Annotated in this window: 12 protein-coding genes and 3 pseudogenes; 8 read left to right on the forward strand and 7 right to left on the reverse strand. The window is 68.5% G+C overall.

The window, feature by feature from the left end; genetic code table 11:
- Positions 1-199: 199 nt before the first annotated feature.
- Positions 200-331: pseudogene (locus OH809_RS35565) on the forward strand (DUF6907 domain-containing protein); the annotation flags it as partial.
- 10 nt (positions 332-341) lie between these two features.
- A pseudogene (locus tag OH809_RS35570) lies at positions 342-954 on the forward strand (transposase); the annotation flags it as partial.
- A 73-nt stretch (positions 955-1,027) separates the two neighbouring features.
- Here the strand turns inward: OH809_RS35570 and OH809_RS35575 are convergent.
- From OH809_RS35575 to OH809_RS35600, 6 genes are read right to left on the reverse strand one after another with little or no spacing between them, the layout of a single operon-like run.
- Positions 1,028-2,257: a cytochrome P450 gene (locus OH809_RS35575; protein WP_406417363.1), complete on the reverse strand. Its 1,230-nt coding sequence runs from the start codon at positions 2,255-2,257 to the stop codon at positions 1,028-1,030.
- A 58-nt stretch (positions 2,258-2,315) separates the two neighbouring features.
- On the reverse strand, positions 2,316-3,590 hold the full coding sequence (locus tag OH809_RS35580; protein ID WP_406417361.1) for a cytochrome P450: 1,275 nt from the start codon (positions 3,588-3,590) through the stop codon (positions 2,316-2,318).
- Positions 3,587-4,195: a GTP-binding protein gene (locus OH809_RS35585; RefSeq protein ID WP_406417359.1), complete on the reverse strand. Its 609-nt coding sequence runs from the start codon at positions 4,193-4,195 to the stop codon at positions 3,587-3,589. The genes OH809_RS35580 and OH809_RS35585 overlap by 4 nt, the downstream gene beginning before the upstream one ends.
- Positions 4,173-4,538: a DUF742 domain-containing protein gene (locus OH809_RS35590; protein WP_406417358.1), complete on the reverse strand. Its 366-nt coding sequence runs from the start codon at positions 4,536-4,538 to the stop codon at positions 4,173-4,175. Before OH809_RS35590 ends, OH809_RS35585 begins: the two co-directional genes overlap by 23 nt.
- The gene (locus OH809_RS35595; protein ID WP_406417357.1) at positions 4,535-4,942 is read right to left on the reverse strand and encodes a roadblock/LC7 domain-containing protein; all 408 of its coding nucleotides are present in this window, start codon (positions 4,940-4,942) and stop codon (positions 4,535-4,537) included. The genes OH809_RS35590 and OH809_RS35595 overlap by 4 nt, the downstream gene beginning before the upstream one ends.
- A gap of 2 nt (positions 4,943-4,944) precedes the next feature.
- Positions 4,945-6,555 (reverse strand): ATP-binding protein, encoded by a 1,611-nt coding sequence (locus OH809_RS35600; protein ID WP_406417355.1) that lies wholly within the window; start codon positions 6,553-6,555, stop codon positions 4,945-4,947.
- Between the two features lie 434 nt (positions 6,556-6,989).
- Between OH809_RS35600 and OH809_RS35605 the strand changes: the two genes are divergently transcribed.
- Both OH809_RS35605 and OH809_RS35610 read left to right on the forward strand, forming a co-directional pair.
- Positions 6,990-7,157 (forward strand): hypothetical protein, encoded by a 168-nt coding sequence (locus OH809_RS35605; RefSeq protein WP_406417354.1) that lies wholly within the window; start codon positions 6,990-6,992, stop codon positions 7,155-7,157.
- A gap of 191 nt (positions 7,158-7,348) precedes the next feature.
- Positions 7,349-7,501, forward strand: a pseudogene (locus tag OH809_RS35610) (NUDIX hydrolase); the annotation flags it as partial.
- Between the two features lie 140 nt (positions 7,502-7,641).
- On the opposite strand, the gene OH809_RS35615 reads toward OH809_RS35610, so the two are convergent.
- Positions 7,642-7,944: a hypothetical protein gene (locus tag OH809_RS35615; RefSeq protein WP_406417352.1), complete on the reverse strand. Its 303-nt coding sequence runs from the start codon at positions 7,942-7,944 to the stop codon at positions 7,642-7,644.
- 473 nt (positions 7,945-8,417) lie between these two features.
- On the opposite strand from OH809_RS35615, the gene OH809_RS35620 reads away from it, so the two are divergent.
- From OH809_RS35620 to menC, 4 genes are all read left to right on the forward strand, one after another.
- Positions 8,418-9,893 carry an amidohydrolase family protein gene (locus tag OH809_RS35620; RefSeq protein WP_406417351.1) on the forward strand — a complete coding sequence of 492 codons (1,476 nt, stop codon included), beginning with the start codon at positions 8,418-8,420 and terminating at the stop codon, positions 9,891-9,893.
- Positions 9,890-11,002, forward strand: a complete 1,113-nt coding sequence (locus tag OH809_RS35625; RefSeq protein WP_406417350.1) for a M20 family metallopeptidase — start codon at positions 9,890-9,892, stop codon at positions 11,000-11,002. The genes OH809_RS35620 and OH809_RS35625 overlap by 4 nt, the downstream gene beginning before the upstream one ends.
- Positions 11,003-11,087: 85 nt before the next feature.
- The gene (locus OH809_RS35630) at positions 11,088-11,984 is read left to right on the forward strand and encodes a GNAT family N-acetyltransferase (protein ID WP_406417348.1); all 897 of its coding nucleotides are present in this window, start codon (positions 11,088-11,090) and stop codon (positions 11,982-11,984) included.
- Positions 11,981-13,084 (forward strand): o-succinylbenzoate synthase, encoded by a 1,104-nt coding sequence (gene menC / locus OH809_RS35635; RefSeq protein ID WP_406417346.1) that lies wholly within the window; start codon positions 11,981-11,983, stop codon positions 13,082-13,084. Before OH809_RS35630 ends, menC begins: the two co-directional genes overlap by 4 nt.
- Positions 13,085-13,124 lie beyond the last annotated feature (40 nt).

A 13,124-nucleotide genomic window follows, 5' to 3' on the forward strand; every position in this document is an offset into this window, starting at 1 on the left:
AAGAAGACGTCCGTCCGCATACCGACCGCGTCGTGCACGCCCGGGTCGCCCTGGAGCGGGTCCGGCAGGGCGACGATTTTGATTGGTTTGCGGACTACCTGCGGGCTCGTCTTGCCGAGCACCCCTCCTCTGGGGACTGTCACTGGGGTGCTGCGGGGAGGGGGGCAGGCAGGCCGATGAGCGCGCCGCGCACGTCGCGGTGCCGACCCTTGACCACGGCCCGGTCACCCTCACCTGTCCGGCCTGGTGCACCGGCCACACCGAGCACCCGGTCGAGTGCCGGGTCGTCCTCGCCCACGCTGGCGCCGAGGGCGTCATGACCCACGATGGCGAACCGCTCGGTCGACGCCGGCTATGCCAACGGCGGCGCACTGGTCGCCGCGCCGCCGTGATCACCGGGTCGCGCTGCACGGCCCACTGAAGTCCGTGACCGTCCCGCACACCCGTGGTGAGGCCGCCTACGGGCAGGACGCGTTCGCCATCGACTGGGACAACCAGCACGTGACCTGCCCCAACGGCATCACCAGCACGCAGTGGCACCAGCGCCGTTCGGAAAACGGACTGCCGACCATTCGAGTCCGGTTCTCCCCGGCTGACTGCCGCAGCTGCCCCCAGCTGCGGCAGTGCGTCAACTCCCCGAAGGCCCAGCGCCGCGAGATCAACTTCAGGCCCCGCGACGAATACGAAGCACTTCAGCAGGCCCCGAAACTCCAGGCAACCGACGAGTGGAAGGACCGCTACAAGATCCGCCCCGGGGTCGAAGGGACGATCTCCCAGGCAGTGCAAGCCTGCGGCCTGCGCAGATCCCGCTACCTCGGCCTGCCAAAGACCAGCCTCCAACACCAGCTCACCGGCGCTGCGGTCAACCTCATCCGCATTAACGCATGGCTCACCGGCACACCCCACGCACGCACCCGAACCAGCCCCATTGCGGCACTTCGCCCCGCTGTATAACGAGGGGCGAAGCAACCAGGCCCGAATTGACCAACAGCGTCAAGGCATGCTCCGCCGGGCCTCGCACACAGGGTCAGATACCGAGCCGTACGGGCAGGGTCGAGGAACTGTTCGAGAAGAGGGACGGCACCGCGATGAGGGCGTCCGGATCGACTGCCATCGCGAGATCCGGGTACCGCTCGAACACTGCGGGCAGGGCCAACGCGGCCTCCAGCCGCGCCAGCGGCGCGCCGAGGCAGAAGTGCGGGCCGTTACTGAAGGCCAGGTGCTTGCGCTGTTTCCGGGTGATGTCGAACCGGTCGGCATCCTCGCCGTGCTGGGCCGTGTCACGCCCCACGGCGCTGAACGGAGCCATGATCGCCTCCCCCTTCGGGATGCGCACCCCGGCGATCTCGACGTCCTCAAGGGGATAGCGGAAGGGGAAGTTCCCAATTGGGGCGTCCCAGCGCAGCGTCTCCTCCACCACGTTCGCCCAGGTGCCCGCGTCGCCCCGTACGGCGATCTCCCGCTGGTCGGGATGGGTCAGCAGCGCGCGCACCGCATTGGTGATCAGGCTCAGGGTGGTTTCCTGCCCTGCCGACAGCATGAGCAGCAGAGTACCGACCAGCTCCTCCTCGCTGAGCGCGTCGGGGTCCGCGGCACGGGCCGCGATCATCGCGCTGGTGAGGTCGCTTCCCGGCTCATGCCTGCGGCCTTCCACCACCCGCGCCAGCAGTTCGTACTGCTCGATCTGGCTGGCGCTGACTTCCTCGGGCAGCAGATCGGAGCGGAAGATGTTGTCCATCAGCTCCTGCAGGCGGGGGCGCTCGTCGGCTGGAACACCGAACAGTTCGCAGATGACCTGCATGGGCACAGGGTGCGCGAAGTGACGGCGGAGGTCGACACTGCCGTCGGCGGCGGCATGCGAAGGCAGGTCATCCAGCAGGTCGTCCACGATCTGCTGGATGCGGGGACGCAGTTCCTGGACACGGCGCGGTGTGAAGGTCTGGGTGACGAGTTTGCGCAGGCGGCGGTGTTCCTGGCCGTCCGAGGTCACCATGTTGGTGACTTTCACCATGCCGATGAGGGGCCAGCCGTCCGAAATCTCGCCTCGGATGATGGCGTTCCAGTTGCGCCAGTCCTTGCTGAAGCGGGGGTCGGTGATCATCTCATTCAGCAGGGCGTGATCCGTCACGGACCAGGCCATCACGTCGCCGGGCAGCTGGACCCGCACCACGGGGCCGAGTTCACGGAGCTTGGCCGCCTCGCCGTGATGGTCCGCTCCATGAGGATCCAGAGCGATGACAGGTATATGTGGCGTCATGCCGAACTGCTCCTAATCTCAGGACCCGCCGTGCGGTGGTCCTGTCGGATACGTGGGTTCATCGACCCGTCCTGGTAGGGACACGGGTCGGTATACGGGCCGCGGAGAACTCCGCGGGCAGTGCGACCGGCACCCTCGTCCAGGGAGAGGGACGCCAGGCCACCTCGTCCGCCGGAATGCCGAGTCTCATGTCCGGCAGCAGATGCAGAGCGGTCTGCACCGCGGTACGAGTGATCAGCCGAGCGGGCACCTGTGCGGGACACACATGCGGGCCGGCCGAAAAGGCCAGATGCGAGCGGTTTCCCCAGCCTTCGTCCGCACCGTCTGGCCGGACCTCGGGATCGTCGTTGGCGGCTGCGTGCCCGAGGATGAGGCAGTCGCCGCGCCGGATGTGCTGGCCTCCCAGCTCGGTGTCGTGAAGCGCGTACCGGGCGGGCATGTTGTTCATGGGGGGATCGCGCCACAGCGCCTCGTCGAGCGCGTCATCCACTCCGAGCCTCCCGCCGTGCAGGCGGGCGGCGAAACGCGGATCGGTGAGCATAAGCCGGAGCGTGTGCGAGATCCAGGCGGTGACCGTCTCGTTTCCTGCGGAGATCATCACGACGATGGACTGCAGGCGCTCCGCCTCGTTGCGCAGGTTGGGGTGGTTGATGAAGACCGTCGTCATGTCGTCGGTCGGATTGCTCCGCCGCTCGCGCACCGTATCGAGGAGGATCTGCTCGAAGTTGCGGTTGCCGGCCTGGGAGTCCACCGCGCTGCCGAACAGTGCGATGAGTGCGTCGAGCAGTTCCCGGCCCTCTTCGCTGTCTAGGCCGAACAACGAAGCGAGTGACAGCATCGGCACGATCGTGGCGTATTCGTTGACCAGATCAGCGCTGCCACGCTCGGAGAACGACGCGATCAGATCCGTGCACAACGCCTCCACCTCACGACGCACCCTGCGCTGGTCTATCCGCGCGATCCCGTCGTCGAGAGGCTTGCGCAGCCGCCGGTGTTCGGGGCCGTCGGCTCCGATGACGTTGGCACGCCATCCCATCATCGGGAGGAGCCCCGAATGCGGCGAGACGACCCCCTCGTTCAGGTCACGCCAGTTACGGGCGTCGCGGGAGTAGAGCTGCTCCTGCCGGGTGATGACCAGCAGTTCCCGGTAGCCCATCACCAGCCAGGCAGGCACGCCCGGCTCCAGCTCGACCTTCGCGACGCTGCCCCACTCCTCGCGGAGCCTACGGTAGACCGCACGCAGGTCGGACGAGCCGACGACTGCGGACAGCGGAAGTAGTCCGGTGCCGTGCTGTGCGTGCACCGGGCACCCCGGCGGCGGCAGAGTGCTCATGAGGCTGTCTCCAGGGTGCGCGCCGCATGGGTGCCTGATACGTGTTCCACCAACCTGATCAGGGAATCGACCGATGAGGCGCGGTCGCGCGCGTCGCAGGTCACTATGGGTGTCTCGGGCAGCAGATCGAGCGCACCGCGCAGTTCCTCGTCGGTGTAGCGCTCGCTGTCCGGGAACTGATTGACCGCGACCGCGAACGGGAGCCCGCGGATCTCCAATTGCTCCAGTACGTCGAAACTCTCCTCCAGCCTGCGGGTATCGATCAGCACGAGCACACCGAGGGCGCCCTCGGCCAGCCCTTCCCACAGATCCCAGAACCGCCGCTGGCCAGGCGTACCGAACAGATAGAGGACCAGTCGCGAGCTGAGCGTGACACGGCCGAAGTCCATGGCGACGGTGGTGGTCGTCTTGTCGCTCAGACCGGCCAGTTCGTCGACCCCCACGCTCGCCGCCGTCATCACCTCCTCGGTGCGCAGCGGTTCGATCTCGCTGACGGATCCGACGAGCGTGGTCTTGCCTACGCCGAACGCGCCCACGACGAGGATCTTGACGGCCTGCTGCACCGTGTCGGGCAAGTAGCGGTCAGCGGAACCGACGGAGACCATCCAGTACCTCCTGTAGCAGTTGCTTATCGGGCAGGGCGGCCCGTGGAACACCGGAGCGTGCGGACAGATGCCCGCTGTCGACGAGGTCGGACGCCAGCACCTTCACCAGGCTGACCGGCAGCCCGAGATGAGCGGCGGCCTCCACGAGGGACAGCAGCTGCGCGCACATGCGCACGAGGGCGATCTCTTCCCTGGTCGCGGAGACAGGGAGGGCCCGTAGGGGGTCCACCGCCACGAGGAGCGTCTCGACGCCGATCGTGTTACGGGTTGGCCGGGAGCGCCCCTTCGTGATCACGTACGGGCGTAACGCACCGTCCGAGAACCCCTCTCCCGGCCCGCTCACGCGGAGCCCTGGCGCGGCGGGCTGCTGAGATTGCGCGCCCCGATCTTCATCACCTGCGCCTGCATCTGCCGGGCGACGAGCTTCGGGTCGATCACGGGGCCCGTCACCACGGCGAGATGTGCTCCGTCGGCACTGCGCATAAACAGGAAACCGCCGTTGAACTCCACCATCTGCTGGTGCACGGCGCCGCCGTCCTCACCGAACTCCCGTCCGAGACCGCGGCCGAGGGACTGAAGACCCGAGCAGCTCGCCGACAACCGGTCGGCGGAGTCGCGGTCCATGCCCTCCGAGTTGGCCAACAGCAGACCGTCGGAACTGAATACGATCGCCAGCCGTACGCCGGGCACTGCGGCGACTTCGGATATCATCCAGCCACGCTGCTCCGGGTTCTCCACGTAATTCATGCTCACATCTGTCCTTCCGAGGAATCGGGGGTGGCGGAGGAGTCGTACGGGGGGTCGTGCGGGTCGTGACCGGGAGCGGAGCCGGATGCGGGGGGCGTGGTCCGACCGCCTTCGAAGAACTGCCCCATCCAGTCGCCGGCGTCCTCCGGCGAATACGGCGGAGTGACAGCGGTCGGCGCCTCCTCCACCGCGGGGACGTATCTGTCACGTCGAGACCTGCGCTGGGGCAACCGGTGGTGACGTGCGGCCGGACCATCGATGGCAGGCGGGAGCGAACCGGACGGGTCAGCCTCCCGGGGCGGCTCGGGCGACGGGGCGGGTTCGGCCGCCGGAGTCGGGGCTTGCGCAGGAACGGTGCGGTCGGGGGCGGCCGGGGTGACGTCCGCGGAGGGCACGGCCGGTGATGGTGACGGCGGAGCGGGCCGCGGCGTGGGAAGCACCCGCCCGCCGGGCGCTCCGGCGGGCGCGAGGGTCTTCAGGAGCTCCAGCGGCACGAGGATCACCGCGCGGACACCTCCGTACGGCGACGGACCCAGATCGACACTGAGACCGTGCCGGTGGGCGAAGCGGCCGACGACCGCGAAGCCGGTCTGCGGAATCTCGCCGACATCACCGACGCCGAGAAGGCGGCGGCCCGAGACGATGTCACGTGCTTCGGCCAGCCGGTACTCGTCCAAGCCGAGGCCGCCGTCATCCACCTCGATGACCGCACCACGCTGCACGGTCCGCACCGTGACGGGCACGCCGGTCCTCGGCGGTGAGTACTCGGTCGCGTTGGCGAGCAGCTCCGCGATGAGATGGATCAGTGGTTCGACCACCGATGCGGTGATGCCGACATCCGGGTCACCGGTGACCTCGACACGCTTGAACGAGACGATCCGGCCCGAGGCGGCCCGCACCACATCGACCAGCGCCAGCGGTTTCTGCCACTGCTGGCCGGGCCACTCCCCGCACAAAACCTTGAGACTCTGGGCGTGTCGCGCCTGCTGAGTCGCCGCATGGTCCACATGCATGGTGGCCTCGAGCAGGTCTGCGTCGCCCGGGTGACGCTCCGCCACACCCGTGACCGTCGCCTGAATCCGGTGTGCCGAGGTCTGGACTCTGCTCGCCAGCTCGACCAATGCGATGCGCTGCGACTCGTCGCGGTTGTCGATCGCATCGGACACATCCGTAAGCAGCCGGTCGAAGCGCTTGGAGAGCTCCCGAACGAGCGGCTCTGAACTGTCCCGTGATGCGGGAATCCCGCTCCTGCCGAGAGCGGCAGGCAGCCGCTCCTCCAGGAGGAACTCCGCCTCCTGGAGCGCCGCTTCGGACTGCGTACGTACATATGCGTGCCAGTCAGCATCACGGCGTGCGGCCTCCGCCTCACGCTCACGTATCTCGGCACCCAGGCGGGTGGCTTCGGCCACGCTCGCTCGGTGCTGCCTGCACAGCTGGACGAGGCAGGCGAAGACCAGCAGAAAAGCCACAACGTATGCCACGGCCGCGGTCACGCCGACGCCTGCGATGGGCACCGCGGCTCCTGAGAAGGCAAGGAGCGTGAGTACGAGAGACGCCGCCCAAAGGCCGTTGCTCCTACGGGGTTTGACAGAGGACGCGGGGGAACGAGCCATGGAAAACCTTTGATTCGGCAATAAGTCGATGTCTGGTGGAAGCCAGGCGTCGGACATCAAGCGACGTGCGGTGGGGGAAGGGCCGGGCGGGCGGCAGCACAGGAGTCCGCAGACCCGGGCGACCTGTCGGCATCGCCGGTTCGTCATCGTCTTCACGGGAGGAACCACTCCTGCACCAGAGGTTGTCTGAAGATCGTATCTCCAATCCGCTTAAGCGGAAGTGCTCTCCGGGCGTGAACAGCCGTTGCCTCCTTCCCACGTGGGCGCACTGCGCCACAGCTCACGCCTTGCAGAGCGGCAATCAGGGCTTCGGCACAGTCACCTGGCATCCGGTTCATGGCGAGGTGTCAGGTGGGTTGGTCCCGGGAGCAAGAGCAGGCACAGGCTTCCAAGATCATGGAGTTCTCGACGCTCCGTGACCTCGAGGGAAGACCGTGCCTGCCGACGCATCATCGCCGATTCCGTCCGCCCTTGACCAACTGCGCGAGCAGCCCAAGGCCGAGACCGGCGAGGTTCCCGGCCTGCTGAAGCGGCTGGCCGCGGTGCCCGAACCGCGCGAACCGCGCGTGTGCGGCACGCCTTGGTCGTCGTTCTCGCGCTGACCGCGTGCTCACCGAGGGCACCGCCCTTGACTTTATCGGCCCCCGGGACATGGCCGATCTGCCCATGCGCCCCCGCCCGATACGCGGCGCTGCGCGGGCTTTCCGTCGATCTGGAGGACCAGGCCCGCGCGGACGGAATCCGCGACCTCGTCGCCGCGGGCATCGTCGTGCACGACGTCCGTGCCCTCTTCGTGCGACGTAAAACCGACGACTACCTCGGCGGTACGTGGGAGATCCCGGGCGACCGGCTTGAGAGGAATGAGTCCGTCGTTGACGCCCTCATCCGGGAACTGGACGAGGAAACCGGTCTCACCATCACAGTCCTCCAGTACGCAGGTCACTTCGGCCACACGACCTCCGGCGGCCGTGTCATCCGCCAGTTCGTCTTCACGGTCACGCCTGAGAAACCGGCACCGGTCACGCTCTCCGAAAACGACAGGTACCAGCGGGGAGTAATTGTCAAGAGTTGTGGGTCAGTAGCGGCTCACCATGATTCGCGGCTCAGGTGCGCGAGACATTGGATGGTGCCCAGGCGGGTGTGCAGGGTGGGCTCTGGGGCCGGAGTGTTGGTGAGCAAGAGGACTTGGACCGCCGGGTGTTCCGGGGTGTAGAGGTCGTCCTGGCCGTCATCGCCGGGGATGGCGTTCGGCTGGATCTCGATGTGTCCGTAAGTGCCCTGGGCGAGCTGGTAGACGCCCCGGTAGTCACTTTCGCGCTCGGTGAAGATGATGCGCCGTACGCGAGCCGGGACCAGTGTCGGCACGATCGTGGCCGCAGCTGTCTTCACCCGGCACGCTGATGATCTATGCGACGCTTCTCCAGCTGCCGGGACACGTGACGCTCACCTCAGTACCGGCCAGAAGTTCACGCGCGTACGACTTCCGCTACCGCGCGGTGAGGTGGACTACGCCGGCCATCCGGCCGGGCGGCCCATCGGGTTCCCCAGGCACGCGGCTCACCGCGCGGCGGAGTTCTGTGGTCGCCGTGCCGCGGCCGTGCGCGGTGCCGGGACGGCGGCGGCGGCGTTCATGCGACGTCCGGGCCGGGGTCGTCGCCGTCGGCCGGGCACGGATCGCTGCACTCGTCTGGGCATCTCCGGCCTGGAGAAGAAGCAGTACGTCGTGCCGGGTTCGTCGGGGTGCATGAACAGGCCGTCGCGGATTCGTCGGCCTGGACCAACAGCGGTGCCTGATCTCCCTCCTAGGGTCGCACTGGAGACCAGCAGGTGCTCCAGTGCGTCCTCGACGAGGAGACGAAAGCATGCAGACACTTTTGCGTGGCGGCCGTGTCATTGATCCGGGAACAGGGTTCGACGGCATCGCCGACGTCCTCGTGTCCGACGGCGTCGTCAGCGCCGTCGCCGCAGGGCTCGACGCGCCACCGGGATGCGCGGTCGTCGACGTCACGGGTTTGGTCGTCGGTCCGGGGTTCGTCGACCTGCACAGCCACGTGCACTCCATCGCTGGGCAGCGGCTGCAGGCCATGGACGGCGTGACGACGGCCCTCGACCTGGAAGCGGGCCTCATGCCCATCGGGCGTGCGTACGCCGAGGCCGCCGCGGACGGACGCCCGCTGCACTACGGCTTCTCCGCCTCGTGGGGTGGTGCCCGGGCCCAGGTGCTCGCCGGTATCCAGCCCGACGCACAGATCGGGAGCGGCCTCGCGGTGCTCGGCAACCGCGCATGGCAGCGCTCCTCCACCGATCGTGAACTCGCCGAGTGGCTGGCCCTGATCGAGGGTGAGCTGAGCGCCGGAGCGCTCGGCATCGGAGTCCTCCTCGGGTACGCGCCCCACAGTGAGCCCGCTGAGTTCCTCGCTGTGGCCCGCCTTGCCGCGAAGTCCGGTGTGCCGACGTATACCCACGTCCGCGAGCTGGTCGAGGTGGATCCCGGCACTCCGGTAGACGGCTCCGAGGAGATCGTCATCGCCGCGGCCGAGACCGGCGCCGCGATGCATCACTGCCACGTCAACAGCACTTCGGGCCATCACATCGACCGGGTACTCGGCGCGTTGGACGGTTCACGGCGGTCGGGATCTCGGGTGACGGTCGAGGCCTATCCGTACGGGGCCGGCAGCACGGCGATCGGAGCGGCCTTCCTCGACGCCGAACGCCTGCGGATGAAGGGCCTGTCCCCGTCGAGCGTCGTGATGCTCGAATCGGGGGAGCGCATCGCCGACGAGGGGCGCCTGCGGCAGTTGCGGAACAGTGACCCCGGGGCGCCCTGCATTCTGGAGTTCCTCGACGAGGGCAACCCGCGCGAGCTCGCGATGCTGCACCAGGCGCTGGCCTTCCCGGACGCGGTTGTCGCCAGTGACGCGATGCCGGTCTACTGGCCCGACGGCAGCAACGACAGCACCGAGTGGCCATTGCCGCCCGCGGGAACGACGCACCCGCGCACCGCGGGAACGTTCACCAAGACGCTGCGTGTGATGGTGCGGGAGAGCGGTGCCTGGGACTGGCCGGAGGCGTTCCGGCGGTGTGCCCACCTGCCGGCGCGGGTCCTCGACGAGGCGGCGCCGGGCGCTCGGGCGAAGGGACACCTCGGGGTCGGGGCGGACGCCGACATCGTCGTACTCGACCCCGTGGCGATCACCGATTGCGCGACCTACTTCGACCCCACGCGGCCGTCCGTGGGCGTGCGTCACTTGTTTGTCGGTGGTGTCCCGGTGGTCAGTGCGGGGGAGCTGCAGGTCGACGCGCTTCCCGGACAGCCGCTGCGAGGTGAGCCGCGATGACCGCGACGCGCGCCGACGTGGCGGTGGAGGCCCTCCTCGCGGATATCGAGACCCTGGTGCGGTGCGAGTCACCTTCGTCCGATCACGAAGCCGTCGCCCGGAGCGCAGACGTCGTGGCGGCACTGGGGCGCAGGCTGCTGGACACGGAACCGGATCGCGTGGTGATCGACGGGTGCACGCACCTGAGGTGGCGGTTCGGCGAGTCGCCGCGTGTGCTGCTGCTCGGACACCACGACACGGTGTGGCCCACCGGATCGCTGGAGACACACCCGTATTCCGTCCGGGACGGAGTGCTGCGCGGGCCGGGCTGCTTCGACATGAAGGCGGGTGTCGTGATGGCGCTGCACGCCGCCGCGGCCGCCGGGAACCGGTCGGGTCTTTCGATCCTGGTCACCGGTGACGAGGAGATCGGTTCGCCGTCGTCGCGGCGGCTGATCGAGGAAGAGGCTCGCGGCTGCGACGCGGTCTTCGTGCTGGAGGCATCGGCCGGTGGCGGAGCGCTGAAGTGCCGCCGCAAAGGCGCCTCCCTGTACCGGATCGAAGTGGACGGCCGCGCCGCGCACGCCGGGCTCGAACCGGAGAAGGGGGTGAACGCCGGCGTGGAGGCGGCGCACCAGATCCTCGCAGTCGCGGCACTGGCCGACGCCGAACGGGGCACGACCGTTGTGCCGACAGCCCACTCCGCCGGCACCACGACCAACACCGTTCCCGCCCATGCCAGCGTGGCGGTCGACGTACGTGTGTGGGACGAGGCGGAGCAGTGGCGGGTCGACCGGGCCGTGCGGGACCTCCGCCCCGTACTCGAGGGCTCGCAGATCCGGATCTCGGGTGGCATCAACCGCCCGCCGCTGCAGGCGGACGCGTCGTCGCGGCTGTTCGACCTCGCTGCAACGCTCGCTGGCGAACTCGGCCTCGGAGCTCTCACCGCCGCCGCTGTCGGTGGCGCCTCGGACGGGAACTTCACCGCAGGCCTCGGGATCCCCACCCTCGACGGCCTCGGCGCCGTGGGCGGCGGTGCGCACGCGGACGACGAACACGTCGTCGTCGCCGAACTGCCACGGCGCACCGCCCTGCTGACCGCCCTGATCGACGCCGTGCTGGCGAAATGAACACCGTGCACTACGACAAACGCGGCGGACAACCCTGGTGCGGCACCACGGTGACCCGCCCGGTAAGCCCGGAAAGGACAGTCCCGTGACAGATCTTGCGACACATGAGTCAGGTCTGGTTTCCCCGGCCGTGAGCGCAGCCGCGCTGGCCGCCGCGACCGCTGCTGCCGCCGCCTCACGTGTGGAAATCCGGGACCTGACCGAGGTGTCCGACCTGACCGATGTCTGCCGGCTCTTCGCATCGATCTGGCAGCCGGGCGCCGGTGCCCAACCGGTGACGACAGAGCTGCTGCGGGCGATGGCCGTGGCGGGGAACTATGTCGCGGGCGCGTATGAGGGGGACGAGCTTCTGGGAGCCTGCCTCGGCTTCTTCGGCAGCCCGGCCAAGGCGAGCCTGCACAGCCACATCGCCGGCGTGGCACAGCGAGGGCTCGGGCGGGGGATCGGATTCGCCCTCAAACTGCACCAGCGCGCCTGGGCGTTGCGCCAGGACGTCTCGCTCGTCACCTGGACGTTCGATCCCCTGGTGTGGCGGAACGCGTATTTCAACCTGGCCAAACTCGGCGCCGGCCCGGCGCGCTACCTGCCCGACTTCTACGGGCCGATGCGCGACGGCATCAACGGCGCCGGTGACACTGACCGGCTGATGGTCCGTTGGGAGCTTTCCGGCCCGGCTGCGTCCGCCGCTTCGCTCGGTGAGGCTGTCCGAGTCGACGCCGCCGCGCTGCGACAGCGCGGTGCGGCAGCTGCGCTGTCGGTCGCACCCGACGGGGGACCGCTGACCGCCATGGCCGACGGGCCGCTCGTGCTGGTCGCCGTGCCGCCCGACATCGAGACACTCCGGCGCACGGACCCGGATCAGGGCCAGGCGTGGCGCGTCGCACTGCGGGAGGTGTTGGGAGGCCTGATGGCGGAGGAAGCCAGGGTCATCGGATTCGATCGTGCCGGCTGGTACGTGGTCTCAAGGGAGAAGTCGTCATGAAGCCCAGTGGTGTGGAACTTCTGCGTGTCCAGATGCCTTTGGTGGCACCGTTCCGGACGTCGTTCGGTACCCAGAACGTACGGGAACTGCTGCTCATACGAGTCGTGACGCCGAACGGCGAGGGCTGGGGCGAGTGCGTCACGATGGGAGAGCCGCTCTACTCCTCGGAATACGTCGATGGGGCCGAGCACGTGCTGCGGAACTTCCTGGTTCCGGCCCTGATGGAGGGCGAGGTCACCGCGAGCCGAGTCGCGCACCGGTTGGCCAGGTTCAAGGGTCACCGGATGGCGAAGGCCGCACTCGAAATGGCCGTGCTCGACGCTGAACTCAGAGCACACGACCTGTCCTTCGCCACCGCGCTCGGGTCCACCCGGGACTCCGTGCCGTGCGGGGTTTCGGTCGGCATCATGGACTCCGTCCCACAACTCCTGGACGTCGTAGGCGGCTATCTCGACGCCGGCTACGTGCGGATCAAGCTGAAGATCGAACCCGGTTGGGACGTCGAGCCGGTGCGAGCGGTGAGGGAGCGCTTCGGCGACGATGTGCTGCTGCAGGTCGACGCCAACACGGCGTACACGCTGTCCGACGTGTCCCAGCTCGCCCGTCTGGACCCCTTCGAGCTCCTCCTCATCGAGCAGCCCCTGGACGAGGAGGACCTCCTGGGCCACGCCGAGCTGGCCCGCCGCATCCGCACGCCGATCTGCCTCGACGAGTCGATCGTGTCAGCCCGTTCCGCTGCCGACGCGATCACGCTGGGCGCCTGTCGCATCGTGAACATCAAGCCCGGCCGGGTCGGCGGTTACCTCGAGGCACGGCGGGTGCATGACGTCTGCGCCGCCCACGGGATCCCCGTGTGGTGCGGTGGCATGATCGAGACTGGTCTCGGGCGGGCGGCCAACGTCGCGCTCGCCTCGCTGCCCGGGTTCACCCTGCCCGGCGACACCTCGGCGTCGGACCGGTTCTACCGGACCGACATCACTGAACCGTTCGTCCTGAAGGACGGACACCTGCCCGTGCCCCAGGGGCCGGGTCTCGGCGTCACCCCGATTCCCGACCTGCTGGCGGAGGTCACCATCTCGAGGGTGTGGCTCGGTTCGTAGCACGCGACGAATTCGCCGTGAAATCCGGTCGGATCGGACC

It is taken from the genome of Streptomyces sp. NBC_00873 (assembly GCF_045207415.1).
Lineage (GTDB): Bacteria > Actinomycetota > Actinomycetes > Streptomycetales > Streptomycetaceae > Streptomyces.

What these genes read in the sequence shown, in the direction of transcription:
- OH809_RS35575 (WP_406417363.1), bottom strand. Translation starts at nt 2,257, where the DNA reads ATGACGCCACATATACCTGTCATCGCTCTGGATCCTCATGGAGCGGAC.
- OH809_RS35580 (WP_406417361.1), bottom strand. Translation starts at nt 3,590, where the DNA reads ATGAGCACTCTGCCGCCGCCGGGGTGCCCGGTGCACGCACAGCACGGC.
- OH809_RS35585 (WP_406417359.1), bottom strand. Translation starts at nt 4,195, where the DNA reads ATGGTCTCCGTCGGTTCCGCTGACCGCTACTTGCCCGACACGGTGCAG.
- OH809_RS35595 (WP_406417357.1), bottom strand. Translation starts at nt 4,942, where the DNA reads ATGAATTACGTGGAGAACCCGGAGCAGCGTGGCTGGATGATATCCGAA.
- OH809_RS35600 (WP_406417355.1), bottom strand. Translation starts at nt 6,555, where the DNA reads ATGGCTCGTTCCCCCGCGTCCTCTGTCAAACCCCGTAGGAGCAACGGC.
- OH809_RS35620 (WP_406417351.1), top strand. Translation starts at nt 8,418, where the DNA reads ATGCAGACACTTTTGCGTGGCGGCCGTGTCATTGATCCGGGAACAGGG.
- OH809_RS35625 (WP_406417350.1), top strand. Translation starts at nt 9,890, where the DNA reads ATGACCGCGACGCGCGCCGACGTGGCGGTGGAGGCCCTCCTCGCGGAT.
- menC (WP_406417346.1), top strand. Translation starts at nt 11,981, where the DNA reads ATGAAGCCCAGTGGTGTGGAACTTCTGCGTGTCCAGATGCCTTTGGTG.